General features: G+C 63.9%; 22 protein-coding genes. 11 read left to right on the top strand and 11 right to left on the bottom strand.

Annotated elements, in window-relative coordinates; all coding sequences use genetic code 11:
• Positions 1–12 precede the first annotated feature (12 nt).
• The 8 genes from LNV07_RS23095 to LNV07_RS23060 all read right to left on the bottom strand — a co-directional run bounded on the left by LNV07_RS23095 (position 13) and on the right by LNV07_RS23060 (position 9,100).
• Entirely contained in the window at positions 13–912 is a 900-nt protein-coding gene (locus LNV07_RS23095; RefSeq protein ID WP_397545593.1) for a peptidoglycan DD-metalloendopeptidase family protein, read from the bottom strand.
• A 93-nt stretch (positions 913–1,005) separates the two neighbouring features.
• Complete coding sequence (locus LNV07_RS23090) at positions 1,006–1,839, bottom strand: protein-L-isoaspartate(D-aspartate) O-methyltransferase (protein ID WP_263573553.1); 834 nt, start codon at positions 1,837–1,839, stop codon at positions 1,006–1,008.
• A complete protein-coding gene (surE, locus tag LNV07_RS23085) occupies positions 1,836–2,585 on the bottom strand; it encodes a 5'/3'-nucleotidase SurE (RefSeq protein WP_263573552.1) in 750 nt (249 codons plus the stop codon). The genes LNV07_RS23090 and surE overlap by 4 nt, the downstream gene beginning before the upstream one ends.
• 73 nt (positions 2,586–2,658) lie before the next feature.
• Entirely contained in the window at positions 2,659–3,546 is an 888-nt protein-coding gene (bla, locus tag LNV07_RS23080; protein WP_263573551.1) for a class A beta-lactamase, read from the bottom strand.
• A gap of 5 nt (positions 3,547–3,551) precedes the next feature.
• Positions 3,552–5,879, bottom strand: coding sequence for a DNA topoisomerase IV subunit A (gene parC, locus LNV07_RS23075; protein WP_263573550.1), 2,328 nt, complete (start codon positions 5,877–5,879; stop codon positions 3,552–3,554).
• Positions 5,876–6,562 carry a lytic transglycosylase domain-containing protein gene (locus tag LNV07_RS23070; RefSeq protein WP_263573549.1) on the bottom strand — a complete coding sequence of 229 codons (687 nt, stop codon included), beginning with the start codon at positions 6,560–6,562 and terminating at the stop codon, positions 5,876–5,878. Before LNV07_RS23070 ends, parC begins: the two co-directional genes overlap by 4 nt.
• Positions 6,562–7,095 carry a GNAT family N-acetyltransferase gene (locus tag LNV07_RS23065; protein ID WP_263573548.1) on the bottom strand — a complete coding sequence of 178 codons (534 nt, stop codon included), beginning with the start codon at positions 7,093–7,095 and terminating at the stop codon, positions 6,562–6,564. Before LNV07_RS23065 ends, LNV07_RS23070 begins: the two co-directional genes overlap by 1 nt.
• 1 nt (position 7,096) lies before the next feature.
• A complete protein-coding gene (locus tag LNV07_RS23060; RefSeq protein WP_263573547.1) occupies positions 7,097–9,100 on the bottom strand; it encodes a DNA topoisomerase IV subunit B in 2,004 nt (667 codons plus the stop codon).
• Between the two features lie 74 nt (positions 9,101–9,174).
• Here LNV07_RS23060 and LNV07_RS23055 point away from each other — a divergent pair, with 74 nt between their 5' ends.
• The 6 genes from LNV07_RS23055 to LNV07_RS23030 all read left to right on the top strand — a co-directional run bounded on the left by LNV07_RS23055 (position 9,175) and on the right by LNV07_RS23030 (position 15,579).
• A complete protein-coding gene (locus LNV07_RS23055; protein ID WP_263573546.1) occupies positions 9,175–10,470 on the top strand; it encodes an amidohydrolase family protein in 1,296 nt (431 codons plus the stop codon).
• Between the two features lie 37 nt (positions 10,471–10,507).
• Positions 10,508–11,740: an MFS transporter gene (locus LNV07_RS23050; protein ID WP_263573545.1), complete on the top strand. Its 1,233-nt coding sequence runs from the start codon at positions 10,508–10,510 to the stop codon at positions 11,738–11,740.
• A 121-nt stretch (positions 11,741–11,861) separates the two neighbouring features.
• Positions 11,862–12,428, top strand: a complete 567-nt coding sequence (locus LNV07_RS23045; protein WP_263573544.1) for a class I SAM-dependent methyltransferase — start codon at positions 11,862–11,864, stop codon at positions 12,426–12,428.
• A 55-nt stretch (positions 12,429–12,483) separates the two neighbouring features.
• Positions 12,484–13,365 carry a 4-hydroxy-tetrahydrodipicolinate synthase gene (gene dapA, locus LNV07_RS23040; protein ID WP_263573543.1) on the top strand — a complete coding sequence of 294 codons (882 nt, stop codon included), beginning with the start codon at positions 12,484–12,486 and terminating at the stop codon, positions 13,363–13,365.
• Positions 13,366–13,488: 123 nt separating this feature from the next.
• Positions 13,489–14,706, top strand: coding sequence for an outer membrane protein assembly factor BamC (bamC, locus tag LNV07_RS23035; RefSeq protein ID WP_263573542.1), 1,218 nt, complete (start codon positions 13,489–13,491; stop codon positions 14,704–14,706).
• A gap of 84 nt (positions 14,707–14,790) precedes the next feature.
• The gene (locus LNV07_RS23030; protein ID WP_263573541.1) at positions 14,791–15,579 is read left to right on the top strand and encodes an MBL fold metallo-hydrolase; all 789 of its coding nucleotides are present in this window, start codon (positions 14,791–14,793) and stop codon (positions 15,577–15,579) included.
• 77 nt (positions 15,580–15,656) lie between these two features.
• On the opposite strand, the gene LNV07_RS23025 is transcribed toward LNV07_RS23030, so the two are convergent.
• From LNV07_RS23025 to LNV07_RS23015, 3 genes are all read right to left on the bottom strand, one after another.
• Positions 15,657–15,905: a hypothetical protein gene (locus tag LNV07_RS23025; protein ID WP_263573540.1), complete on the bottom strand. Its 249-nt coding sequence runs from the start codon at positions 15,903–15,905 to the stop codon at positions 15,657–15,659.
• A gap of 177 nt (positions 15,906–16,082) precedes the next feature.
• Positions 16,083–16,598 carry a hypothetical protein gene (locus LNV07_RS23020; RefSeq protein WP_263573539.1) on the bottom strand — a complete coding sequence of 172 codons (516 nt, stop codon included), beginning with the start codon at positions 16,596–16,598 and terminating at the stop codon, positions 16,083–16,085.
• Positions 16,598–17,734 carry a JmjC domain-containing protein gene (locus LNV07_RS23015; protein WP_263573538.1) on the bottom strand — a complete coding sequence of 379 codons (1,137 nt, stop codon included), beginning with the start codon at positions 17,732–17,734 and terminating at the stop codon, positions 16,598–16,600. The genes LNV07_RS23020 and LNV07_RS23015 overlap by 1 nt, the downstream gene beginning before the upstream one ends.
• A 194-nt stretch (positions 17,735–17,928) precedes the next feature.
• Between LNV07_RS23015 and LNV07_RS23010 the strand changes: the two genes are divergently transcribed.
• The 5 genes from LNV07_RS23010 to LNV07_RS22990 all read left to right on the top strand — a co-directional run bounded on the left by LNV07_RS23010 (position 17,929) and on the right by LNV07_RS22990 (position 25,271).
• Positions 17,929–19,203 (top strand): efflux RND transporter periplasmic adaptor subunit, encoded by a 1,275-nt coding sequence (locus tag LNV07_RS23010; RefSeq protein ID WP_263573537.1) that lies wholly within the window; start codon positions 17,929–17,931, stop codon positions 19,201–19,203.
• Between the two features lie 36 nt (positions 19,204–19,239).
• Positions 19,240–20,007 carry an ABC transporter ATP-binding protein gene (locus LNV07_RS23005; RefSeq protein WP_263573536.1) on the top strand — a complete coding sequence of 256 codons (768 nt, stop codon included), beginning with the start codon at positions 19,240–19,242 and terminating at the stop codon, positions 20,005–20,007.
• Positions 20,007–22,466, top strand: coding sequence for an ABC transporter permease (locus LNV07_RS23000; protein WP_263573535.1), 2,460 nt, complete (start codon positions 20,007–20,009; stop codon positions 22,464–22,466). The genes LNV07_RS23005 and LNV07_RS23000 overlap by 1 nt, the downstream gene beginning before the upstream one ends.
• Positions 22,467–22,530: 64 nt before the next feature.
• On the top strand, positions 22,531–23,916 hold the full coding sequence (locus LNV07_RS22995; RefSeq protein WP_263573534.1) for a sigma-54-dependent transcriptional regulator: 1,386 nt from the start codon (positions 22,531–22,533) through the stop codon (positions 23,914–23,916).
• The gene (locus tag LNV07_RS22990; protein WP_263573533.1) at positions 23,913–25,271 is read left to right on the top strand and encodes a sensor histidine kinase; all 1,359 of its coding nucleotides are present in this window, start codon (positions 23,913–23,915) and stop codon (positions 25,269–25,271) included. Before LNV07_RS22995 ends, LNV07_RS22990 begins: the two co-directional genes overlap by 4 nt.
• Positions 25,272–25,314 lie beyond the last annotated feature (43 nt).

The raw sequence follows: 25,314 nt of genomic DNA, 5'->3' as shown, positions 1-25,314 counted from the left end.
GCCGGTAAGGCTCTAGCGACCAGGGAGCAACTTGGCGGGATCGATCGGCTTGCCTTGCTTGCGCACCTCAAAGTGCAGCTTGACTTGATCGGCATCACTTGAGCCCATCTCGGCAATCTTCTGGCCCTTGCGCACCGCTTGATCCTCTTTGACCAGCAGAGTCTGGTTATGCGCGTAGGCCGTCAGATAAGTCGAGTTGTGCTTGATGATGACCAGATTGCCGTAACCGCGCAAGCCCGAACCCGCATAAACCACGCGCCCATCGGCGGCTGCCATCACGGCATCGCCGGCCTTGCCGTAAAAGGCCAAGCCCTTGTTACGCAACTCATCAAAACCGACATTGACCTGGCCTGCTGCCGGCCAACCCCAGGCCGGATCTTCATCACTGTCGCGCGCCGCTGCGACGGCCGGCGCCTGCGCCTGAGCCGAAGACGCTGCGGCCGCAGCGCTTGAAGCCGCAGCGGCAGCAGATGAAGGTTTAGCATCCAGCGGCCGGCTTTCGACCTTTGCAGCCGTCACCGATTTGGTCGTGACCGCGGCGGCATCGATGCCGGGAGGCAGCACCCGCAAGACCTGACCCACTTCAATTCGATTCGGATTCTCAAGCGTGTTCCACTTGACCAGATCACGCGTGCTTTGACCGTTATCCATGCCGATTCGAATCAAGTTATCACCCGGCCTGACGGTGTAATAACCCGGTTTGCCTGCGTTTTCAGCCCCCGGAAGCGGCTTGACTTCGGGCGTCGCCGCGGGCACCGGTATCGGCGCGACGGCCGCGCCTGGCTTGGCGCTGCCGCCCTTGATGTCCCGCGCTTCGACAGGTGCTTTGTTGGGCGTTGAACTACAGCCGACCAAGACGGCCAAGCCTGCAACGAGCAGAGTATTCAAGAAGCGAAAAGTGTTCTTTTGCATGCGGCGCTATGACTTACTTTGACGGGCTGAAATCAAACCTCATGAAGAAGGCTTGATGCACAAAAACATACGCCCTCTAAAGCTATCGGGCGCTTACATCACACCTGATTTTAGAGGCACGAACAGCACCGCCTCGAACTCGCTGCGAACAAAGCGGCTAACGCCAGCTTCCAGCAGGTGGTCAACCACCACCAAGACCTGCCCGCGCCCCCCCGGCACCGCCATCGGGGCGACCAAGCGTCCACCAGGCGCCAGTTGATCCAGCCAAGCCTGGGGCAGGTCTTCGCCGCCGGCCGCAGCGATGATGCTGTCGAACGGCGCGCCCCCCGGAAAGCCGAGACGGCCATCACCATAAATCAGTCGAATATTGCTGCGCGCCGCGGCAGCCAAGTTCAGGCGAGCCTTGTCATGCAGGGGTTTGAGCCGCTCGATCGAAACCACTTGCTTGGCCAGCAAGGCCAGCACGGCGGCTTGATAGCCGCAACCGGTTCCAATCTCCAGAACCCGCCCCAAGCCTGCCTGCTGAGCCACCGACGCCCCGCCGAACAACATGGCAATCATCCGCCCCACCACCGAAGGCTTGGAGATGGTCTGGCCATGGCCGATCGGCAAGCTGGTGTCCTCGTAGGCCTGAATAGCCAGCGCGCTGTCGACAAACTCATGCCGAAAAACCCCCGCCAGCGCCTGCAGCACCCGCTCGTCAGACAGCCCGTCTTGCTGTAGGCGGCGCACCATGCGCTGACGCACCATGGCCGAATCCAACCCCAGGCCGCTGGGTGCCGACTTGCGCGCCGCGTCCTGCGCGGCTTCGCGCAGATGGCGCTGCGGCATCAACACATCGCGCGCAGACGCAGAAGGCCCGGAGCTCGCGACTGCCTTGCCCAGCGGCAAGGGGAAGCGCGATGGACGCGTCGGTGCGTCGCTCACAGCGGCAAGCCCAAGCGATTGGCCCAAACGGGCAAGCCCGCATGGTGCGTCAAATCAACTTGCAACGGTGTCACCGAGACCGAGCCATTGGCCGTCGCGTAGAAGTCCGTGCCCTCGCCGGCCTCCCGCGCATCGCCGGCTGGGCCTATCCAGTAAATCGTTTCACCGCGCGGATTGAGCTGCCGGATCACCGCCTCGCTGGCATGCCGGCGGCCCAAACGCGTGATGCACCGAGGCAGGCTGATGGCATCGGCATGGTTGGGAATATTGACGTTCAGCAAAAAGGCTTCGTTCAAGCCGCCCGCAATCACCTGCTCGACCAAGCTCCTTGCCATCGCAGCGGCGGCATCCAATTGGCCCCAGCCCTTGTCGACCTGCGAAAAAGCGATCGACGGAATGCCGAACAGATAACCCTCGGTTGCCGCAGCGACGGTGCCGGAATACAGCGTGTCGTCGCCCATATTGGCGCCGTTATTGATGCCGGACAGCACCAGGTCGGGCTTGTAGCCGAGCAGGCCGGTCAGCGCCACGTGCACGCAATCCGATGGCGTGCCGTTGACGTAACGAAAACCGTTCGTGGCGGTGTAAACCGACAGCGGCCGGCCCAGGGTCAGCGAATTGGAAGTGCCGCTGGCGTTTTGTTCCGGGGCGATCACATCGATTTGGCCCAAGCCCTCACAAGCCTTGACCAAGGCGAGCAGGCCCGGTGCGAGGTATCCATCATCATTGGCTATCAGTATGCGCATGGGCCACATTGTAGGCAAGCCGCCGTCCAACGCTCCCCTGGCGAACCCGCCCTTTTGTCCGAATTTGCCTTTGCTAGGCGCCGGCAAGTGCCTGGAAATGATTCAAAACCAAGGTCGCCAATTCGGCATGCACCGCATTCAAAGCCGCCAAAGGCTGACTGGAACCCGTCATAAAAACCGCCATCAGGATCGGCGACTGCTTGGGAGGAAAAAAGATCGCCACATCATTGACGGCACCATCAGCCCCGCTGCCGGATTTATCACCCGCCGGCCAGTCCTGCGGCGCTCCGGCACGCAGACGCTGCAGACCCGTTTCCGAGGCATTCATCCAGACCAGCAACTGCTGGCGCAACTCGCCCGAAAAAAAGTCGCTGCACAACAAGCGCTCCATCAAACCCACATAACTGGCCGCCGTACTGGTATCGCGCGGATCACCGGGCAGATTGCTATTGAGCGCCGGTTCGATACGGTCCAAGCGGGTCACCGTATCCCCCAACTCACGCAGGAATCGGGTCAAGCCCGCCGGGCCGCCAACCAGGGGCAAGAGCAGATTGGCAGCAGGGTTGTCGCTGAGCTCGAGCATTGCCGCGCACAACTCGCCGACGCTGAGCGAGGCGGACACCGATCCGCTCTTCAGCAATTCGCCCGTCACCGGTGCATGGGGTACCAAGTCGCGCGGGCCAAAGCGCACGCGCTGATTCAAGTCCAGGCGGCCGCTATCGACCTTGGCCAAGACGGCCGCCGCCAGCAGCAGCTTGAAGGTCGAACACATCGCAAAGCGCTCGTCGGCCTGAAAGCCGAACTGCGCGCGGCTGCCGGTATGCAAGGCGAACACGCCCAGCCGCCCACCAACTTGCTCTTGCAATGCCGCGCAGCGGGCTTGCAGTCGGTCTTCGGGCTGAGCCGCCAAGCTCGGCAAAGGCAAACCGGCCAGCAGGATCAAACGACGCTGAATTTTCATCATCATCAAGGCGTCAGAACGCGCAGAACCTTCTGGAAGGCCTCGACCTGCTTGCCCTTGCGCGCCCGCTTGCCGGCGTAAGCAGCCAGTCCCACACCCTTCAACAACTCTTCCTTGGGCTTGGCGCCACGGCCGGTACCCAAGACCTGCAGCGCCTGCGTGAAGGCGGCGACGCTGAGCAAGGCGTCCTTGGCCTCCAGGTCAATCAGCGTCAGGCCGCGGCCACCCTTGGGCTGGTGTTTCAACTCATCCAGCGCATAGGTCAAGAGCCGGCCATTCAAGGTCAAGCAAGCCAATTGAACGCCCAGCACCTCGCCAGTGGGCACAGGCGCCGGTGGCAAGATCTTCTCCTCACCTTCCAGGCTCAGGAAGGTCTTACCGGCCTTTTGCCGGCCGACCAGATCGCCGACCTTGGCGATCAGGCCGAAGCCGCCGGTGCCGGCCAGCACCAGGCGAGTCTCGGCATTGGCGGCGAAGTAATGCGCGATCTGGCTGCCCGCTTCCAGCTCGATCAAAGAGGTGATGGGTTGGCCGTCACCGCGCCCACCCGGCAGCAAGGAGATGGGCACTGAGTAGACCCGGCCATTGCTGCCAAAGACGATCAGCGGATCAATGCTGCGGCATTGGAAGGTGCCGTAGAGCTGGTCGCCGGACTTGAAGGCCAGCGCGGCCGCCTCGATATCATGGCCCTTGAGCGCCCGCACCCAGCCCTTGGCGCTGACCACCACGGTGACCGCCTCGTCGACGATACGCACCTCGGAGGTGGCCTTCTTTTCCTCTTGGATCAGCGTGCGGCGCTCGTCGCCAAACTGCTTGGCATCGGCCTCGATCTCGCGGATGACGGTGCGCTTGAGGCTACCGGGGTTGCCCAGGATGTCCTCGAGCTTGCTTTGCTCTTCGCGCAAGCCTTTGAGCTCCTGCTCGATCTTGATCGCCTCCAGCCGCGCCAACTGGCGCAAGCGGATTTCAAGGATGTCCTCGGCCTGGCGGTCGCTCAAGTTGAAGCGAGCAATCAACGCCGGCTTGGGCTCATCGGCATTGCGGATGATGCGAATTACCTCGTCGATATTCAAGAGCACCAGCTGGCGCCCTTCCAGCACATGAATGCGGTCTAACACCTTAGCCAAACGGTGCTGGGTGCGGCGCTGCACCGTTTGCTGGCGATAGCCCAGCCATTCGCTGAGGATCTGGCGCACGCTTTTGAGCGTCGGGCGACCATCGGCGCCAATCATGGTCAGATTGATCGAGGCCGAGGTCTCCAGACTGGTGTGCGCCAGCAAGGTCGAGATCAAATCCTGCTGCTCAACCGTGCGGCTCTTGGGCTCGAACACCAGACGCACGGCGGCGTCCTTGCTCGACTCGTCGCGCACGCAGTCCAAGACCGCCAACAAGCTGGCCTTGAGCTGCAACTGATCGGCGCTCAAGGCCTTCTTGCCGGTCTTGATCTTGGGGTTGGACAACTCCTCAATCTCTTCCAAGACCTTCTGGCTGCTGCAGCCATGCGGCAATTCGGTCACGACCAATTGCCACTGCCCGCGCGCCAGATCCTCGATCTTCCAGCGAGCGCGCAGCTTCATGCTGCCGCGCCCGGTCTGATAGGCCGCACGGATATCGTCGGCCGAGCTGATCAACTGGCCGCCCCCCGGGTAGTCAGGGCCGGGCAGGATGGTGAACAAGGCCTCGTCGCTGAGCTTGTCGTCACGCAGCAGCGCCACCGCAGCGGCCGCCACCTCGCGCAGATTGTGGCTGGGCACCTCGGTGGCCATGCCCACGGCAATGCCGCTGGCCCCGTTCAAGAGCACAAAAGGCAGGCGCGCCGGCAACTGGCGCGGCTCCTGGGTCGAGCCGTCGTAATTGGCCTGGAAGTCGACCGTGCCTTCGTCGATCTCATCCAGCAGCAGGCGGGCAATCGGCGCCAACCTTGCCTCGGTGTATCGCATCGCCGCAGCGCCGTCGCCGTCGCGGCTACCGAAATTGCCTTGACCGTCGATCAGCGGATAGCGCTGCGAAAAGTCTTGCGCCATGCGCACCAGCGCGTCGTAGACCGACTGGTCGCCGTGCGGGTGAAAGCGGCCCAGCACGTCGCCGACCACGCGCGCGCCCTTGACCGGCTTGGCCCCCGCCGTGCCGGTGAAGGCCAGACCCATGCGCTCCATCGAATACAGAATGCGCCGCTGCACCGGCTTTTGGCCGTCGCACACATCGGGCAAAGCGCGCCCCTTGACGACGCTCAGCGCGTACTCGAGGTAGGCGCGCTCGGCGTAATGGCCCAGGGTCAGCGCGTCGGGGTCATCCTGCGGCGGGGGTGCGTCGAAAATCGAAGTTTGGGTCATGGTTTGTCAGAGTGAATCGTCAGGTGTTGAGCTGAGGCGTGCATGCTGTTTTGCAGCAAGGTCCAGTAAAGCTCCAGCACCAAATGAACATGGGCTTGGGTTTCGTCAATCGGCGGCACCAGCCCGCCGGCGCGGCGCACTGCGCCCTCGCCGGCGTTCCAGGCCGCCAGTGCCGCGTCGATGCGGCCAAAGCGTTTGATCAGGTCGGCCAGCATGCGAGCGCCGGTCAATACATTGGTTCGAGGGTCCAGCAGGCGCTTTTCAGCCGGCTGCAGGCGCTCCAGCAGCGTGGCATAACGAGCGGCCGCGTCCGGCGTGATCTGCATCAGGCCGATAGCGCCACGCGGCGATACCGCACTGATCTTGTAGCCGGACTCCACCGCAATCACCGCCTTCAGCAGAGCCATATCGACCCCGGATTTGGCCGCCGCCTCGCGTAAATAGGGCTGCACCGCTTTGACCTCGGGTGCGATCTCCAGCCAGGTCAACAGATGCCGGCTCCCGTCTTGCTTGCCCGGCACGCGGCCCTTGCTTGAGTCCGGCGCGCCCAGCACCAAGTTATAGGCTCCACTGAGCTGCCGATCGGCCAGATGCGCGGTGCCGGCACCGTCAACATAAGCCCATAGCTCAGCGTGAGCCGGCCCACAGATCGCCGCCAGCAGGCAGACCAGCCCACGCCACATCAGCCTTGCTCCTCACCGAGCGCGACGCGGGCCTGGTACTCGCGATCCAGCATGGACATCACGATCAGGCTGTCATAGCCGTCTGCGCCTTCGATATTGACCCGCACGCTCTCGCGCAAGCGGCCCTCCTCAACAAAGCCTTCGCTGGCATAGAGTTTCAGCGCGCGGGTATTGAGCGCCTTCACATCCAGCCAGAAGCGATGCGCGTGCAACTGCGTGAAAGCCAGCTTCTTGAGCAGGCGCGCGCAGGCACGACCGAGACCCTGGCCCTTGGGCGCCAGCACGATGCGTTTCAACTCGACCGAACCATGCGGATTGCGGCAGCCCTGAAGGATCACAAAGCCGGCGCGCGTGGACTCCGGCCCGACCTCGATGATGAAGTGGCGAAAGTCCGGAAAGCGCACCGCCCCCTCATGCTGCGTGCGCTCCCAGGGTGTGATGAAGGGCCGGTTGGCGGCGTCCTGCTCGACCGAGACGACGAACTCCAGATCCGACAACATGGTCGGGCGCAGGCTGACCCGCGGCGTCGTCATCTTAGATGTCCACTTCGACCGAGTCGCCGTGGATCTCCATCAACTCGCGCCGGGACGAAGCCTCGCCCTTGCCCATCAACTTGTTGATCGAGGTTTCCGTTTCGGTGAGATTCAGCTGGCCCAGCGCGATCACGCTCAGCCGCCGGGTTTCGGGGTTCAGCGTCGTGTCCCACAGCTGCGTGGCGCTCATCTCGCCCAGGCCTTTGAAGCGGCTGATGCTCCAGGAACCTTCGCGCGCGCCTTCCTTGCGCAGCTTGTCCAGCGTGGCGGTCAACTCGCCCTCATCCAGCGCGTAGATCTTGGCGGCCGGCTTCTTGCCGCGCGCCAGCGCATCGACCCGGTAGAGCGGCGGGCGGGCGACAAAAATATGACCGGTCTCGACCAGCTTGGGGAAATGGCGGAAGAACAGCGTCAGCAGCAAGACCTGGATATGCGAGCCGTCCACGTCCGCATCCGACAGGATGCAGACCTTGCCGTAACGCAGGCCGCTCAGATCCGGCGAGTCGTTCTTGCCATGCGGATCGACGCCCAGCGCCACCGAGATATCGTGGATTTCGTTATTGGCAAACAGCCGGTCGCGCTCGACCTCCCAGGTGTTCAAGACCTTGCCGCGCAAGGGCAAAATGGCCTGCGTCTCCTTGTTGCGGCCCATCTTGGCGCTGCCGCCGGCCGAGTCGCCCTCGACCAGAAAAATCTCGTTGTGCAAGAGGTCGCGGCTCTCGCAGTCGGTCAGCTTGCCCGGCAGCACGGCCACACCCGAGCCCTTGCGCTTCTCGACCTTCTGCGAAGCGCGCTGGCGGGTTTGCGCCTGTTTGATGACCAGTTCGGCCAGCTTCTTGCCGAACTCCACATGCTGGTTCAGCCACAGCTCCAGCCCCGGCTTCACATAGGTGGAGACCAGGCGCAGCGCGTCACGGCTGTTCAGGCGTTCCTTGGTCTGCCCCTGGAACTGCGGGTCCAAGACTTTGGCCGACAGCACGAAAGACGCCCGCGAAAACACGTCGTCCGGCATCAGCTTGACGCCCTTGGGCAAGAGGCTGTGCATCTCGATAAAGCCCTTGACCGCGCCGAACAGGCCGTCCTTGAGGCCGGATTCATGCGTGCCCCCGGCAACGGTGGGAATCAGATTGACATAGCTTTCGCGCATCGCCGCGCCTTCTTCGGTGAAGGCCACGCACCAGGCGGCGCCCTCCCCCTCGGCGAAATTTTCGGTCTCGGCCCGGCCGGCGTATTGCTCGCCCTCGTACAGCGGGATCAGCGGCTCGGCATTGAGCGTCTGCATCAGATAGTCGCGCAGTCCGCCCTGATAGGACCAGGTCTGCACCTCGCCGGTTTTTTCGTTCGTCAGCGTGACGATCACGCCCGGCATCAAGACCGCCTTGCTGCGCAGCAGGTGGATCAGCTCGTTCTTGGGCAGCTCGGCGCTTTCGAAATACTTGGCATCGGGCCAGACGCGCACCGTCGTGCCCTGCTTGCGCTCACCGCGCTCGGCCTTGCGCGCCGCCACCGGCTCGACCACATCGCCGTTCTCGAAGGCCAGCGTCGCCACCTCGCCACCGCGCCAGACCGTCACCTCCAGGCGCTTGGCCAAGGCATTGGTGACGCTGACGCCGACGCCGTGCAGGCCGCCCGAAAAGCTGTAAGCGCCACCCGAACCCTTGTCGAACTTGCCGCCGGCATGCAGCCGCGTGAAGACGATTTCGACCACCGGCACGCCCTCTTCGGGGTGCAGGCCGAAGGGGATGCCGCGGCCATCGTCGGCAATCGACACCGAGCCGTCGCTGTGCTGGATCAGGTCAATGCGCTTGCCGAAACCGGCCAACGCTTCGTCGGCCGCGTTGTCAATGACCTCCTGGATCGTGTGCAGCGGGTTGTCGGTGCGGGTGTACATGCCCGGCCGCTGTTTGACGGGCTCCAGGCCCTTGAGCACGCGGATCGAGCCCTCGCCATAGTTGCCCAGAGCGGGTGAGTTGCCGGAAGAAGTTGATGCTTTGCTGGTCGCCATGGCCGAGATTCTAGGCGGCGGCCTGCAGCCAACTGCGCAAATGCCGCCAAGTTCCCGGCTAGCATGTCAGCCCTATGCGCCTCAGATTTCAATTTTTCCACCTGTTTGTCTGCTGGGCCTTGTGCTGGCTTAGCCCCGCCAAGGCCGAGCCCGACAGCCCGGCACTCACGGCCGGGCCGCCGCTGAGCATGGAGCTCAAAAATGCCCAGTGGTTTGACGGCAAGGGCTTCGTCAAACGCGGCACGCTTTATGTCAAAGACGGAAAATTCAGCAAGGAAAAAATCAAGAAGCCGCAGCGCAGCCTGGACTTGTCCGGGCAGTTCTTGATTCCGCCCTTGGCCGAAGCGCACAACCACAATTTGCAAAATGGCTGGGGCTACGCGCGCTATGCGAACAGCTATTTGCGCGACGGCGTGTTCTATGCCGCCATGCATTGCGGTGAGCCCCAAGGCGTGGCCCTGGCGCGCGGCCTGGCGAATCAGCCGGCCGCGCCGGACCTCTTGTTCGTCAGCGCCTGCATCACGTCCTCGGACGGCCAGCCACTGGCGCAATTGCTGGGCGCTGAGTCGGGCAGCGGGCCCAAGCCCAAGCTGGAAGATGTGGCGGACAAGCTGGTGCTGATCATGGACTCGCCCGAGCAGGTGGCGCAGAAATGGCCGCTGATGGGGCCGCGCAAGACCGACCTGCTGAAGCTGATGCTGAGCCGCAGCGAGAGCCCCGAGCTGCATGGCGACGCCAAGCAGCAGGGCCGCTTGGGCCTCAAGCCCGAGGTGGTGCCGGCCATCGTCAAACGCGCCCATCAGGACGGGCTGCGCGTGATAGCCCATGTGGAGACGGCCGGCGATTTTGCGCTGGCCCTGCAGTCCGGCGTCGACTGGATTGACCATCTGCCGGGCTATTTTTTCCACGAGGGTCTGGGCGCCGAGGCTTACCGCATCAGCCCCGAAATCGCCGCCGAGGCCGCCAAAAAGCGCGTGGCCGTGATCACCGCCACGGCGGCAGCGACGCTGTTCCGCTCGCCACCCGAGGCTCAAGCCGCCTTGCGCCGCCTGCAAATCGAGAACCTGCTGACGCTCAAAAGCGCCGGCGTCAAGCTGCTGATCGGCTCCGATGTCTTCAACGGCGGCGTGCTGAACGAGTTACGACATCTGGACGGCTTGGGCGTGCTGGACCGCGCCACTCTGCTGCGCCTGGCCACCATCGCGACGCCGCAAACGCTGTACCCGAAACGCCGCCTGGGCTGTTTCGAGCCCGGCTGCGAGGCCAGCTTTTTGTTGCTGGCCGCCAATCCGCTGAATGAGCTGGAGACCTTGGGGAAGATCCAATTGCGCGTCAAACAGGGCCGGATCTTGGGCCTGCAATCTCCGTGACAGACAAGCCCGGCCCCATTTGGCTACATTGCTCGACATGACTTCAGCCTCCGCCCCCACCACAAGCAGCGCACCGCGCCTGTCGATGCCGCAAGTGCTGCTATGCGGCGCCCTGATCGTCACCTTGTCGATGGGCATACGCCATGGCTTTGGCCTGTTTTTGCAGCCCATCACCATGGACCGCGGCTGGACGCGCGAGACCTTTGCCTTTGCGCTGGCGATTCAAAACATCGCCTGGGGCCTGGCGGGGCCCTTCACCGGCATGCTGGCGGACCGCTTCGGGCCGTTTCGGGTGCTGATGGCGGGTGGACTGCTGTACGCGCTGGGTCTGGTCTTGATGGCCTTGTCGACCTCGGGCCTGGCCTTCACCGGCAGCGCCGGGTTGCTGATCGGCATTGCCCAGTCGGGCACCACATTCGCGGTGATTTACGGCGTGATCGCCCGCAATGTCGACCCCGCCAAACGCAGCTGGGCGATGGGGGTGGCGGCGGCCGCCGGCTCTTTTGGCCAGTTCTTGATGGTGCCGGTGTCGAACTGGCTGATAGGCTCAAACGGCTGGCAAGACGCGCTCTTCATCCTTGCTTGCATGTCGCTGATCACCATTCCGCTCGCCTTTGGCCTACGTGAGCCCAAGACAGCAGCAGCCAGCCCTCATGCTCATTCGCAAAGCATTTTGCAGGCCTTGCGCGAGGCCTTTGGCTACCGAAGCTTCCAGCTGCTGATGGCCGGCTATTTCGTCTGCGGCTTCCAAGTCGTCTTCATTGGCGTGCACATGCCCAGTTACCTGAAGGACCAAGGCCTCAGCCCACAGGTCGCCACCTATGCCTTGGCCTTGATCGGCCTGTTCAATGTGTTCGGCACCTATGCGGCCGGCTCGCTTGGCCAGCGCTTCCCCAAGCGCTACATCCTGTCTTGCATCTACGGGCTGCGCTCGGTCGCCATCGTCGCTTTCCTGACCGCGCCGCTGACGCCAACCAGCGTCTACCTGTTCTCGGCCGTGATGGGTCTGCTCTGGTTGTCGACCATCCCGCCCACCAATGCGGTGCTGGCGCAGATATTCGGCATTCAGCATATGGCTATGCTGAGCGGCTTTGTCTTCCTGAGCCACCAGATCGGCAGCTTTCTGGGCGTCTGGCTGGGCGGGCGTTTATACGACCAGACCGGCAGTTACGATATCGTCTGGTGGCTGGCCGTGGGCTTGGGCGTGATGGCCGCCTTGGTCAACCTGCCGGTGCGCGAGGGGCCTATCCATAGGCCGCTGCCGGCATGAAGCGCAGCGCGCTTTGGCTGCTCCGGCTTGCCGCCTTGGCCGCGCTGGCGGCGGTATTCCTCGGCTACTTTCAAGCGGACTTGATGATCCGGCTTTCCGAACAAATCTGGGCTTGTTTTTGATGACCTCAACTTCTTCTTCCCCCTCCTCTTCCCCCTCCAAATGGCTGCTGCGCTGGCCGCAAGCGATGCGCGCGGGCGGCACCGCCCTTGATCTGGCCTGCGGCAGCGGCCGCCATGTTCGCCATCTCGCCGCCCTTGGCATGCAGGTCACCGGCGTCGACATCGACGCCGCCGCGACCGCCGGCTTGGAAGCCGAAGCCGAAATCATCACCGCCGACATCGAGTCCGGCCCCTGGCCGCTGGCGGGCCGGCAGTTCGATCTCGTGCTCGTCACCAACTACCTCTGGCGGCCGCTGATCCCCTTGATCACCGCCGCGGTGGCGCCGGGCGGCTGGCTGATTTATGAGACCTTTGCCCAAGGCCAGCAAAGCATAGGCCGGCCGGCCAGGCCGGAGTTCCTGCTGCAGCCGGGCGAGTTGCTGGAGGCCTGCAAAGGGCTCAGCGTGGTGGCCTTTGAAGACGGCTTCGAGGTGATGGCGGTCAACCCGCGCTTTGTGCAGCGCGTTGCTGCCGTGCGCGATCTGCATGACGGGGTTTTTCAGCGTTACGCGCTGGATCAGGCCTGAGCAAGCCGGGGCACCGCTGGCGCTGAGTAGAATTGTCGGATAACTAGGAATTGCAATGAACGGATTAGTTGGCAGCATCGTCGCACTCGTGACTCCGATGCAGGAAGATGGCAGCGTTGATTACGCCACACTGCGCAATTTGATCGACTGGCATATCGCCGAAGGCACGAGTTGCGTTTGCGTGGTGGGCACCACCGGCGAGTCGCCGACGGTCGACGTGGAAGAACACTGCGAAGTCATCCGGGTGGCCGTCGAGCATGCGGCCGGCCGCCTGCCCATCATGGCCGGCACCGGCGCCAATTCGACCGCCGAGGCGATCAATCTGAGCCGCTTCGCCAAAAAGGTGGGCGCCAACTGCACGCTGTCGGTCGTGCCCTATTACAACAAGCCCTCGCAAGAAGGCATTTACCAGCATTACAAGGCGATTGCCGAGGCCGTGGACATCCCGATGATGCTCTACAACGTGCCCGGCCGAACCGTTGCCGATATGCAGCCCGAGACGACTTTGCGCTGCGCCAGCCTACCCGGTGTGTTCGGCATCAAAGAGGCGACCGGCAATATCGAGCGCGCGGCTCAGTTGATCAAGCAGGCGCCCAGGGGCTTCTCGATTTATTCCGGCGACGACGGCACCGCCATCGCCTTGATGCTTTTGGGTGGCCATGGCAATGTCAGCGTGACGGCCAATGTGGCACCGCGCCTGATGAGCGAGCTGTGCCGCGCCGCGCTGGCCGGCAAAGCCGCCGAAGCGACCCGCATCCATTTCCAGTTGCTGAGCCTGCACAAGCAATTGTTCTGCGAACCCAGCCCCGCGCCGACCAAATGGGCAATGGCGAAATTGGGCCTTTGCAAGAACGCGCTGCGCCTGCCCATCACCACCTTGACGTCCGACGGTCAGGTCAAAGTGGAGAGTGCCATGCAAGAGGCTGGTTTGCTCTGATCGCGATTGCCACCACAGTCTGGTCTAATCGCCCCATTCGTTTTTTGAAGCACGGGCCGGCTTGAACCGGCCCCAGCGGCCCCAGCGGCTCAAGCCGCCCTGATTCCCTCGGAGATGTCTAGCGTGACTCGTTCCTCATTTGTTTCCTCCACGGCCACTCCGGTGCGCCTGGCTTGCCGCTTGGCCGTCGTATCTTTGCTGGGATCATTGGCTGCTTGCAGCACTCTGGACAACACCTTCTCGTCCGAGAAAGTGGACTACCGCAGCGGTGCGCGCCAAACCACCGGCCTGGATATTCCGCCCGACTTGAAGCAGTTGGCGCGCGACAACCGCAACCAGCCGCAAGGCGAAAGCGTCAGCGCGGCGACCTTCCAGCAAAAGGGCAAAGAGCAAAAGGTGGCTGCAGCCGGCATGCCGAGCAATTTGGTCGCCTTGAATGCGGTGGCCGATATGCGTATCGAGCGCAGCGGCGCTCAGCGTTGGCTGATCAGCAGCCTGACGCCCGAGCAGTTGTGGCCGCAGGTGCGCGAATTCTGGCAGGAGCGCGGCTTCGAGGTCCTCAAGGACTCGGCCGAAGTCGGCGTGATGGAAACCAACTGGAACGAAAATCGCGCCAAGTTGCCGCAAGACATCATCCGCTCGACCATCGGCAAGGTCTTCGACGGTTTCTACTCGACCGGCGAGAAGGACATGTTCCGCACCCGCCTTGAGCGCGGCCCGAATGGCACCGAGGTTTTCATCTCCCATAAAGGCATGCAAGAGGTCTACACCGGCGCCCAAAAGGACAACACCGCATGGCAGCCCCGCCCAAATGATCCGGAGTTGGAGGCCGAGATGCTGTCGCGCCTGATGCTCAAGTTGGGCGCCAAGGATGAGCAAGCCAAGGCCGCGTTGGCAGCGGCCAAGTCAGCAGGCCCGACCGTTGCCGGCGGCACGTCATCGCCCGCAGCGGCGGCTACAGCAGGCGCCACCAAGACAGCCGTGTCGCGCAGCTTGGCCGATGTACCCGATACCTTGCAAGTCAATGAAGGCTTCGAGCGCGCCTGGCGCCGGGTCGGTCAGTCACTTGATCGCCATGGCTTCACGATCGAAGACCGCGACCGCAAGCAAGGCTTGTTCTTCTTGCGCTATGCCGACCCAAGCCAGGCCGGCAAAGAAGAGCCGAATTTCTTCCAGAAGTTATTCTCCTCAGACTCGGCCCAAGTGGCGACGCGCTACCGCGTTTCGGTCAAGTCCGAAGGCGAGCGCAGCGTTGTAACAGTGCTGGATGACAAGGGGCAGCAGCAAACCAACGAGAATGCCAAGCGCATCCTCAACTTGCTAATGGACGATTTGCGCTGACCCCGGCGCCGCCCATTGCTTGACCTAACGCCGCAACCGCAAGGTCTGCGGCGTTTTTAGTTCCTCACGCACAAGAGATTTGCGATGCGCTTTTGCAGCCTGGGCAGTGGAAGCGGCGGCAACGCCAGCTTGGTCGAGGCCAGCCAGGGCATCACCCAGACCCGGCTATTGGTCGATTGCGGCTTCAGCCTGCGCGAGCTGACCCGCCGCCTGCAGCGCGTCGGCAGCAGCCCGACCGAGTTGGACGCGATCTTCATCACCCATGAGCATGGCGACCATAGCGGCTGTGCACTCAATCTGGCCCAACGCTATCGCATCCCCTTGTGGACAAGCCGCGGCACTTGGCGAGCCATCGCGCCCCTGGTGGCCGCCAACTTTGACCCGACCCTGCTGCACCTGATCAAGGATGGGGAATCCGCCGATCTGGGTGACATACAGATCGATGCCTTTGCCGTACCCCACGACGCCAACGAACCGCTGCATCTGCGCTGCAGCGATGGCGCGCAGACCCTGGGCTTGATCACCGATCTGGGTCACCCCTCGGCCTCGGTGGCACAGGCGCTGCAGGGCTGCAGGGCGTTGCTGCTGGAGTGCAATCATGACGAAGCAATGCTGCGCGCTTCGAGTTACCCCGCCGGCCTGAAGCGCCGCATCCTCGGCAGCCACGGGCATCTGTCCAATGAGGCAGCCGGCGAACTGCTCGGGCAATGCCTGCACCCAAAGCTCAAGCATGTCATCGCCGCCCATCTGAGCGAAAGCAATAACTCGCCCGAGTTAGCGGCTGCAGCCTTGGCCAAAACGCTGGGCCGCCGCGCCGATGAAATTCCGGTCGCAAGCCAAACCGAGGGCAGCCCTTGGTTTGATCTCGACTGAAAAAGTCGAAAAGCACAGACGTAAAAAAACCGCCTGGTTCGCACCGGGCGGTTTTTGCAGTGATCGGGGTGAACCGATTACTTCTTGACGGCGTCAGCAGCCATGCCAGCAGCAGCCGAAGCAGCGTCAGCAACGCCAGCGGCGGCAGCCGAAGCGCCAGCATCAACAGCGGCAACAGCAGCCGAGGCAGTTGCGTCAGCAGCGACTGCGACAGCCGAAGCGGCCTCAGCAACGGCAGGAGCCACAACAGCGGCTTCTTCTTTTTTGCCGCAAGCGGTCAGAGCAACAGCAGCCAGCACAGCAGCCAACAGGATCGACTTGTTCATACTTATCCTCAAAATTCGTTAAACGAAATTGCAATTACCGGTAATTTTTTGAAGCCCAACAACTCAAGCGTTACCTCTCGGCGGCTGTTGTTGTAAAACTTCGGCATGACAAGGCGAGGAAACCTCGAGCGCGTCCTTCGCCTAGCCCCGAAGTATAGCGTGCCGGATTGAAATGCCTCAGAGGCCCAATGTCGTAACAGCAAACGATTCGCTGGAACGTTGCGCTAATGCGTCAAACCACTGGCTTTTTTGTTGAGCATCGCCCGCATCGAGCGAAATCTCGCCTCGCCAAATTTTTTTATCAAACAAGCTAACGCTGAGATTCCGTTCCGCAGCACGCGCCACAAAAATGGACTGCGCCCCGCCGCTGGTTCCTGCCGCAGCCAAGGCTTCGGGCGTATAGGCCCAAGCCTGCATGCAATGGCCCCAATTGCCGCGCCAGCGCACAAAGCGCGGATGATGCTGACGCAAATCCTCATATTGCGCCGCCAACAAATGCAGACGCCGATAGGGTTTGGCCCATGCCGTCAAAGCCGCCAGCACATCGGCATCCGACCAGGGCCAATCGGCCAGACTCTCGTCAAAGCAATACAAGTCGCGTGACTCCGCTGCACAGGCCTGCGTCAAAGCCTGCTGCAGCGCGACTACATAGGCCGCCCTGCCCTCAAACTTGCTCGCCTGCAGCGCGTCCATCAGCCCTGCTCCACCTCTTGCTGCACCTCTTGCTGCACCCAGCCGTCTTCAACCCACTGCGCCAGCAAGTCGCGTGCGCCTTCGGACAACTGAGAAACCTGCTTGCGTGTCAGCACCTTGCTGTCGGCCAACGCACGCATCAGCGTCGCATCGCGCCCGGCCGCACGGAAGGACTCGCCGTTGATGAAGACATGAAACTTGTCATACATCATGCGGCTTCGCCTATCCAGGCTAACGCCCTGATCCGGCGCAAACTCCGCGCCCGCCTCGAACCAGACACGCGGCTTGGGCTCGGTCAGCGCTTCGCCCAGCGCGCGCTCCAAGGCGCGCGGTTCGCGCAGCGCGCGCTCGGCGGCGTCGCGGGCAAATTCGATCAATTGCTCGGGCACCAGGCCCGGCGTCGCGGTCGCCTGCTGCTTGGGGTCGGCATACATCTTGTTGACGTAACCCTGATCCTCATCGTCCATCAAACGGCTGAGCAGGTCCTTGGCCAACTCGGCCCGCCAGGGCGTGCGAAAGCCGACCGAGCAAGTCATGCATTCACCCACCGCCACGCCGTCATGCGCCCAACCCGGCGGCAGATACAGCATGTCGCCGGCGTCGAGCACGAACTCCTCCTCGTACTCGAAGTTCTTGATGATCTTCAGCGGCACGTCATCGCGCAGTTCCGCGCCCGGTTGACGGCCAATGCGCCAGCGGCGCTGGCCCTGCACCTGAATCAAGAACACATCGTAGGAATCGAAATGCGGGCCGACCCCGCCGCCATCGGTGGCGTAGGAAATCATCAAGTCATCAAGCCGCGCCTCGGGCACGAAACGGAACTGATTCAACAAGTCGGCCGCGGCCGGCAGATGCTGCTCCAGACCTTGAATCAGCAGGGTCCAGCCCGGCTTGGAGAACGGCGGCAACTTGGCGACCGGGCCCGGATAGAGCGCCCAGCGGCCATCGAAGGAGCTGGCTAGGCGGGACTCGACATCCTCGCTGGCGGCCATACGGGCGAGCTCGGCTCGAGTCGCCGGCGGCTTGATGCCGGGCAAGGCTTGGCGGACCAGCAGCGGCTTCTTCTGCCAGTAACGGCGCATGAATTGTTCGGGGGAGAGGCCGGCCAGCAGCGGCAATGGTGCTTGAATGTTCATGGTCGACATTGTGCTTGCTGGCGCAGGCGAACGCGTCCTGCTGGCGTCCCAGTAACGGGAAAAACGACAGCATGCTCGTCCCAATTCCGAAACAGCTTGCGCCAACTCAAGTCCGCGCCGCCGGCCTTGAGGCTTATGAATCAAACACTTGGCATGCGAATGACAGTTGGCACGGGTCCTGCAATAGATAGACCATGGACATCCGCCGCGCCCCCTACCGATTCGCCTTTTTACGCCGACCCATCATCAAATGGGGAGGCCTCGCCGCCATCGCTCTGGCGCTGTCGGGCGGTGCGCTGAGCCTGGGGCTGAACGCGCGGCCGGCCTCGATGAGCGTCGGCGCCAAAACCGTCAGCCTGGCCACCGTCGAACGCGGCGCCTTGGATTTGGATCTGCGTGCCAGCGGCATCTTGCTGCCCAGCGAAGTCCGCTGGATCGCCGCGCTGAGCGAAGGGCGGGTCGAGCGCATTGCCGTGCAGGCCGGGGCCGAATTGACCGAGGGTCAGGTCTTGCTGGTCTTGAGCAATCCGCAGTTGCAACAGCGTGCCGAGGAGAGCCGCTGGACCTTGGAGCAGGCGCAGGCCGAGGCGCGCGCGCTGCGCCTAAGCCTTGAAAGCCAGCAAATGACTGCCCAAGCCGCCATTCAACGGGCCGAGCTGGCGCTGCAAAGCGCGCAACTGCAGTGGGCGGCCGACCAGGAGTTGCTGAAGGACGGCATGGTGTCCAAGCTGGCCTATCAGCGCAGCGAATTCAACCTCAAACAAAGCACGCAAGGCCTGAACCTTGAACGCCAACTCTTGCAGCAGGCCCAAGCTAACCAGCAAGCGCAGCTGAGCGCCAGGCAAGCGACGCTCGCCAAATTGAGCAAGAGCCTGCAGCGTGACCAAGATGCCGTGGCCGCCCTGACGGTGCGCGCACCGATGAGCGGCATCCTGCAGGAGCTGAACCTGCAGCCCGGGCAAAGCGTGGCCACCGGCGCCAATCTGGCCAAGATGGCCAGGGCCGACGCGCTCTACGCCGAATTGCAGGTGCAAGAGGCGATGGCCCGCGATATCGCCATCGGCCAAGCGGTGCGGCTTGATCTGCGCACCGGCGGCAGTGACGGCCAGATTGCCGGCCTCGTCTCGCGCATTGCGCCCAAGGTCAGCAAGGGCTCGGTCCAGGTCGACATCAGCCTGCAAGGCGCGCTGCCGCGCGGTGCCAAACCCGACCTGAGCGTGGACGGCGTGATTGCCATCTCGCGCCTGACCGACGCCTTGCAAGTGCAGCGGCCGGTGTTCAGTCAAGCGCAGTCGACGGCCAGCGTGTTCCGCGTTGGCGCCGATGGCGTGGCCGAACGCGTGCCGGTGCAGTTCGGCGCGGCCTCGGTCGGCCGGATCGCCGTTCTTTCGGGCTTGAGCCAAGGTGACCGCATCGTCGTTTCGGACACCAGCGCCTGGAGTCAGGCCGCCCGCGTCAGCATCCGCTGAACTCAAGTTCAAATAGTTAACCCAGGAGACCCCTATATGAATTCCTCCCTCCCTCTGATCAAGCTGCAAGGCATCCAAAAAAGTTTTCTCACCGATGAGTTGGAGACCCGCGCGCTGGACGGCGTTGATCTGCAAATCCACAGTGGCGAGTTCCTCGCCGTCAGCGGCCCGTCCGGCTGCGGCAAGTCCAGCCTGTTGGCCATCCTGGGCCTGCTCGACAGCCCCAGCGCCGGTAGCTATGCCTTGGCCGGGCAGTCCGTAGAAGCGCTGGACAATCGCGCCCGTGCGTTGCTGCGCAACCGCCAGATCGGCTTTGTCTTTCAGGCCTTCAATCTGATCAGCGACCTGACGGTGGAAGATAACGTCGCACTCCCCCTGAGCTACCGCAGCGAGATGAGCCGCGCCGAGCGCCGCGCGCGCGTGGCCGAGGTGCTGGCGCAGGTCGACATGGGCCACCGCGCCCGCCATTACCCGGCCCAGCTGTCCGGCGGCCAGCAGCAGCGCGTGGCCATCGCCCGGGCCTTGGTCGGCAAACCCAGCCTGATCCTGGCGGACGAGCCGACCGGCAATCTCGATTCGCGCAACGCCGACCTGGTGATGCAGTTGCTTGCCGATGTGCATGCCGGCGGCGCCACGCTGTGCATGGTCACGCATGACCCGCGTTACGCGGCGGCCGCGCAGCGCACGATCTCGCTGTTTGATGGCCGGGTGGTGGCCGATATGCCGACCTTGGGGCCGACCCTGACGCCGATGCCAACGCCTGCGCAGCCCCTGGCCGCACGCCAAACTGCGGAGCAGCTGTGATGTGGGACGACCTGAGCCAGACCCTGAACTCTTTGCGCCGCGCGCCCGGCTTTGCGCTACTGACCCTGTTGACGCTGAGTTGCGGCCTCGGTTTTGCCATCTATAGCGCGGCCATCTACTTCAGCTTCACCGCCGGCAACATCCCCTTCCCCGCGCCCGAAAGGCTGGTCGCCGTTGAAGCCACCAGTCACGATGAGCGCACGCAGGGCAAGAGCGTTCACTATCTCGATTTTCTTGAATACGCCCGCGCCACCCCCAGCCTGGAAGGCCTGCAGGTGCTGGACACCGCCACCGTCACGCTCGGCGGCACGCAGCAATACCCGCAGAATTTCCAGGCCGCCTATGTGCCGGCGGCCATCTGGCCCTGGCTGGGCGATGCGGCCAAGCCCGAGGCCGGGCGCCTTTTGCAAGCCAGCGACGAGCTGCCCGGCGCGCCGCCGGTGGTCGTCATCGGTGCGGATATCTGGCAGAACTTTTTGGCCGGCAGCAAGCAGGTCATCGGCAGCCATATCAGCATCAATGGCATCAGCACCGAAATCGTCGGCGTCGTGCCGGCCGCGCTGCGCTTCCCGCTCACGCAACAGCTCTGGCTGCCCTTCAATATGCCCGGCGCCGGCATGGTCCGCGCGCAGGCTATGGAGATGGGCACAGCCAAACATGTGATGGTGCTGGGGCGACTCAAGGCCGGTGCGAGCCGCTCCCAGGCTCAGCAGGAGCTGGATCTGACGGCCCAGCGTTTGGCCACCAGCTTCCCCAAAAGCAATGCCAAGGTCGGCGCCGTGGCGCTGCCCTATGCCAAGTGGAGCATGCCGGACACCGATGCGATCTACCTCGGCCTGGCCGGCGCGGCGGTGCTGCTGCTGAGCCTAGTCTGCATCAATACCGCTAACTTGCTGCTTGCGCGTGCCAATGAGCGGCGCCAAGAGTTGGCGGTGCGGGCCGCGCTGGGCGCGCCGCGCGGCCGCCTGATTCAGCAAATGCTCGCCGAGTCCTTGATCCTGAGCCTGGCCGCCGCGCTGATCGGCCTGTTCTTCAGCGCCTGGGCCCTGGAGGCGACACAGCAAGCGGTCTTCGAGACCTCGGACGGGCGCATGCCCTTCTGGATTCGCATCCAGATGAGCGGCGCGGCGGCCGCCTTTGGTCTGGGCCTGACCTTTGTCACCGCGCTGGCCACCGGCTTGCTGCCGGCCTGGCGCGCCTCGGCTGTTGACACTGCGGCAGTGCTGCGCGATGGCCGCGGTGCCGGCGGTCTTGCGGCCGGGCGTTTCAGCCGCGTGTTGGTGTTCTTGCAAATCATGTTGTCGAGCCTGCTGCTGCTGGTCTCGGCCGCGCAGACCTATTCGGTCCATCAGCGCCTGAACGCCGGCACCGGCGCACGCACCGAGGGCGTGTTGACGGCCATGCTGCGGCCACGCCAGGCCGCCTACAGCAAAGACGAGCAGGCCCGTGCCCAACTCTGGGCCCGGGTGGAAGCCAGCTTGCGCGACAGCACGGCCGGCGACTCCGGCGTCGCGCTGGCTTTGAGCACCAGCCTGCCCGGTGGCGGCATGACGTCGACCGAAGAAGTCTTGCCCGAAGGCATGGCCATACAAGACGACAGGTATCCGGAAGCCGGCACCTATAGCGTCAATGCCGGCTTCTTCAAGGCGCTTGAGGTGCCCTTGCTGGCCGGGCGTGAATTCGGCAGCCATGACCGCGCGGACAGTCTGCATGTGGCCGTCATCAACCGCAACTTCGCCGAGCAATATTGGCCGGGTCTGGATCCGCAAGCCGTCTTGGGCAAGCGCTTTGCATTGAGCCCAAAGAAGGGCCAAACGCAGCGCGACTGGTACACCGTGGTCGGCGTCAGCGGCCAGCTGGTGCAAGGCACGGGCAATGACAAAGGCATGCGCAGCCACAACATCTATCTGCCGATCAACCAGTCGGTCCCCGATCAACTGGGCATCGCCATGGTCGGCTGGGCCGATACGGCGGCCAACCGCGAGCTGCTGGCCAAGGCCATCGCCCGCGCAGACCCCGCGCTGGCGCTGGAGCATGTCTACAGCGCCGAGGAGCGGCAAAAGATTGCCTACGGCGGCTCCGAGGTGATGGCGGCGCTGTGCTTGATCCTGGGCTTGATGACGCTGGCCTTAGGCGTTAGCGGCATCTACGGCGTGACCAGCCGGGCGGTGGCGCAGCGCACGCAGGAGATCGGGGTGCGCCGCGCGGTCGGCGCCAGCGACGCGCAGGTCTTGCGGCTATTGCTGCGCCAGGGGCTCTGGGCGCTGGCGCTCGGCATGCCGCTGGGCCTGCTCTTGGGCTGGCTGGCCGTCACGCAGATGGATGAGGTCGGGCCCACCTTGCTGCTCGGCATGCTGGGCGTCGGGCTCGTGATCAGCGCGGTGGTCATGCTGGCGACCTGGCTGCCGGCGCGGCGCGCGATCGCGATGCCGCCGAATATGGCCTTGCATTGCGAGTAAAGCCGGGAGGCGCGGGCCTGGGCGAGAATGCGCCGCAAGCCCGCCCGACCATCAGCCCTTCCCCATGACCGCTCAGCTCCCTGCCCTGCCCATCCTGGTGGCCGATGACGATGCCGCCGTGCGCAGCACCTTGAGGATTTTTCTCAACAGCGAGGGGCTGGACTGCGAACTGGCGGCTTCGCCGGCCGAGGCCTTGGCGGCGTTGGCGCGGCGCGAGTTTGGCGTCTTGTTGGCCGACATGAATTACAGCCGCGACACCACCTCAGGCGCGGAAGGCCTGAGCCTGATCAATCAAGCCAGCGCCGCCGACCCGCAACTCCCCATCGTCGCCATGACCGCCTGGGGCTCGGTGGCGCTGGCGGTCGAGGCGATGCGGGGCGGCGCCAGCGATTTCATCGAAAAACCCTGGGACAACCAGCGCCTGGCCAGCATCTTGCGCAATCTATTGGCGCTGCGGCAAACGCGCCAGGTCAATCAGCGGCTGGCGGCCAGGAATCAATTGCTGAGCGCCGAGGGCCAAAACTCGCGGCCCTGGATCGCAGCTTCGCCGGCGATGCAGGCCTTGATGGCGCAGGTGGAACGGCTCAAGGATGCCGACGTCACGCTGCTGATCACCGGCGAAAACGGCAGCGGCAAAAGCCAGCTCGCGCAGGCCATCCACCGCGCCTCAGCGCGCGCCCGAGCACCCTTCATCAGCGTCAATATGGGCGCCATCCCCGACACCTTGTTCGAGAGCGAGATGTTCGGCCACGAGAAAGGCGCCTTCACCGACGCCCGCCAGACCCGCATCGGCCGCTTCGAGTTGGCCGACGGCGGCACCCTCTTCCTCGACGAGGTCGGCAACATCCCTTTGAATCAGCAGGCCAAGCTCTTGCAGGTGTTGGAGGGCGGGCAGTTCGAGCGACTCGGCTCGGCCAAGGCGCGCCGGGCCGATGTGCGCTTGATCGCTGCCAGCAATGCCGATCTGGCGCAGATGGTCGAGCTTGGCAGTTTCAGGCGCGACCTGCTTTACCGGCTGAACAGCGTGCAGCTGCATCTGCCGCCGCTGCGCGAGCGCGGCGCCGACATCGTGAGCCTGGCCGAGCATTACCTGGCCAGCCATGCGCAGCGTTACCAGCGCCCGACCAAGACGCTCAGCCCTGCCGCCCGCGCAGCGCTGCTGCAGCACCGATGGCCGGGCAATGTGCGCGAACTGGCGCATTGCATGGAACGCGTCAGCCTGCTGGCGCAACAAGAGCTGCTGGAACCCGCCGATCTGGGTTTGAACGGCGGCACAACACCGCTTGCCACGGCGGCCTTCGATGCGGGCGAGTTGACGCTGGAGGAGGCCGAGGTGATCTTGATACGCACGGCGCTCAAGCGTGCCGGCGGCAATGCGCCACAGGCCGCGCAAGCGCTGGGCCTGAGCCGCTCGGCCTTTTATCGCCGGCTCGAAAAGTACCGCTTGTGAAGTCCCCCGCCGTATCGCCTTCCATAGCGCCCACGCAAGCCGGCTTTGCCAAGCAGCAGTGGCTCTGGGCGCTGGCCGGCGGCGCGCCGGCCTGGGGCCTGGCGAGCTTCTTTATCTGGCAGCAAAGCTGGCTGATCTACCCCAAGATCCTGCTGTGGCTGCTGTGCAGCGGCGCTTGGTTGGGGGCCGCTTGGGGCCTGGCGAGGCGGGCCGAGTTCCAGCAACAAACCATAGGCAATGTGGTCGAGGGCATCGCCTCGGGCGACTACAGCCAACGCCTGCGCCGAGCCAGTGCAAATGATCAGTTAGGCGAGCAGATCAATGCCCTGGTCGACACGCTGCATCGCCAACGCCTGCGCGCCGAAGAGGCACACAATCTGGTCGAGAGCGTCTTGCAAAGTATCGATGTGGCGATCTTTGCTTTTGATGAGCAGGCCTATTTGCGCCTGGCCAACCCGGCCGCCTTGGCGCTGCTGCACGACAGTCAACAGGTGCTGGGACGCAGCGCCGCTGAGCTAGGCCTGGCGGCGCTGCTGACGGCCGACACCGCCGTCCTGAGCGAGCATGTGTTTGCCGGCGCGGCCGGCCTGTGGCGCCTGCGCCGCCTGCCCTATTCGGTCGATGGCCGCGAGCAAACCCTGCTCTTCGTCACCGACCTCAAGCAGGTGCTGCGCAGCGAGGAGCTGCAAGCTTGGCGGCGCCTGCTGCGGGTCTTGAGCCATGAGGTCAATAACTCGCTGCTGCCGATCTCCAGCCTCAGTGCCACGCTGCACAGCAATCTGGCCAGAGGCGGCACGGCCGACCTGGAAGAAGGCCTGGCCATCATCCACGAGCGCGCGAAACATCTGGCCGAGTTCGTGCGCCGTTACGCCAGGCTCGCACGCCTGCCCGAGCCGCAAAAGCAGCTGTTCGATCTGGCCGCCTTGTTGCGGCGTTTGCCGGCCATGCTGCCCGAGGCCGCGCTCAGCCTGACGCTCTCGGGCGACTCGCATCAGGCGATGCCGAGCGACTTCAAACTGCCCTTCTTCGGCGACCCGGTGCAGATCGAACAGCTCTTGATCAATCTGCTCAAGAACGGCGTCGAAGCGGGCGGTGCGCCGCTGGAGCTGCGCTGCCAGGCCCAGCCCTTGCAACTGACGGTGCTGGACTGCGGCCCGGGCATCGCCAATCCGGCCAATCTTTTTGTGCCCTTCTACACCACCAAAGCCGAGGGGGCCGGCATCGGCCTGGTGCTTTCCAGGCAGATTGCCGAGGCCCATCAAGGCAGTTTGAGCCTGGAGCCGCGCCGGGATGGAGCGGGCCAAGGCTGCGCCGCGATCTTGCGTTTCAGTGCCATCGGCCTGGGCGAACACTGAAGCCGAAACCGGCCCCCTTGTTTATCCAAAACAGCGATTTTGA

Origin of the sequence: Roseateles oligotrophus (assembly GCF_025717515.1) — a bacterium.
In the GTDB taxonomy this organism is placed as follows: Bacteria; Pseudomonadota; Gammaproteobacteria; order Burkholderiales; family Burkholderiaceae_C; genus Paucibacter_A; species Paucibacter_A oligotrophus.
The sequence above is the reverse complement of the archived record's forward strand: the minus strand, read 5'-3'. Positions and strand labels throughout refer to the sequence as shown.

Coding starts and splice junctions, on each gene's coding strand:
- LNV07_RS23095 (WP_397545593.1), bottom strand. CDS start 912: ATGCAAAAGAACACTTTTCGCTTCTTGAATACTCTGCTCGTTGCAGGC.
- surE (WP_263573552.1), bottom strand. CDS start 2,585: ATGCGCATACTGATAGCCAATGATGATGGATACCTCGCACCGGGCCTG.
- bla (WP_263573551.1), bottom strand. CDS start 3,546: ATGAAAATTCAGCGTCGTTTGATCCTGCTGGCCGGTTTGCCTTTGCCG.
- parC (WP_263573550.1), bottom strand. CDS start 5,879: ATGACCCAAACTTCGATTTTCGACGCACCCCCGCCGCAGGATGACCCC.
- LNV07_RS23070 (WP_263573549.1), bottom strand. CDS start 6,562: ATGTGGCGTGGGCTGGTCTGCCTGCTGGCGGCGATCTGTGGGCCGGCT.
- LNV07_RS23065 (WP_263573548.1), bottom strand. CDS start 7,095: ATGACGACGCCGCGGGTCAGCCTGCGCCCGACCATGTTGTCGGATCTG.
- LNV07_RS23060 (WP_263573547.1), bottom strand. CDS start 9,100: ATGGCGACCAGCAAAGCATCAACTTCTTCCGGCAACTCACCCGCTCTG.
- LNV07_RS23055 (WP_263573546.1), top strand. CDS start 9,175: ATGCGCCTCAGATTTCAATTTTTCCACCTGTTTGTCTGCTGGGCCTTG.
- LNV07_RS23050 (WP_263573545.1), top strand. CDS start 10,508: ATGACTTCAGCCTCCGCCCCCACCACAAGCAGCGCACCGCGCCTGTCG.
- LNV07_RS23045 (WP_263573544.1), top strand. CDS start 11,862: ATGACCTCAACTTCTTCTTCCCCCTCCTCTTCCCCCTCCAAATGGCTG.
- dapA (WP_263573543.1), top strand. CDS start 12,484: ATGAACGGATTAGTTGGCAGCATCGTCGCACTCGTGACTCCGATGCAG.
- LNV07_RS23030 (WP_263573541.1), top strand. CDS start 14,791: ATGCGCTTTTGCAGCCTGGGCAGTGGAAGCGGCGGCAACGCCAGCTTG.
- LNV07_RS23025 (WP_263573540.1), bottom strand. CDS start 15,905: ATGAACAAGTCGATCCTGTTGGCTGCTGTGCTGGCTGCTGTTGCTCTG.
- LNV07_RS23020 (WP_263573539.1), bottom strand. CDS start 16,598: ATGGACGCGCTGCAGGCGAGCAAGTTTGAGGGCAGGGCGGCCTATGTA.
- LNV07_RS23015 (WP_263573538.1), bottom strand. CDS start 17,734: ATGAACATTCAAGCACCATTGCCGCTGCTGGCCGGCCTCTCCCCCGAA.
- LNV07_RS23010 (WP_263573537.1), top strand. CDS start 17,929: ATGGACATCCGCCGCGCCCCCTACCGATTCGCCTTTTTACGCCGACCC.
- LNV07_RS23005 (WP_263573536.1), top strand. CDS start 19,240: ATGAATTCCTCCCTCCCTCTGATCAAGCTGCAAGGCATCCAAAAAAGT.
- LNV07_RS23000 (WP_263573535.1), top strand. CDS start 20,007: ATGTGGGACGACCTGAGCCAGACCCTGAACTCTTTGCGCCGCGCGCCC.
- LNV07_RS22995 (WP_263573534.1), top strand. CDS start 22,531: ATGACCGCTCAGCTCCCTGCCCTGCCCATCCTGGTGGCCGATGACGAT.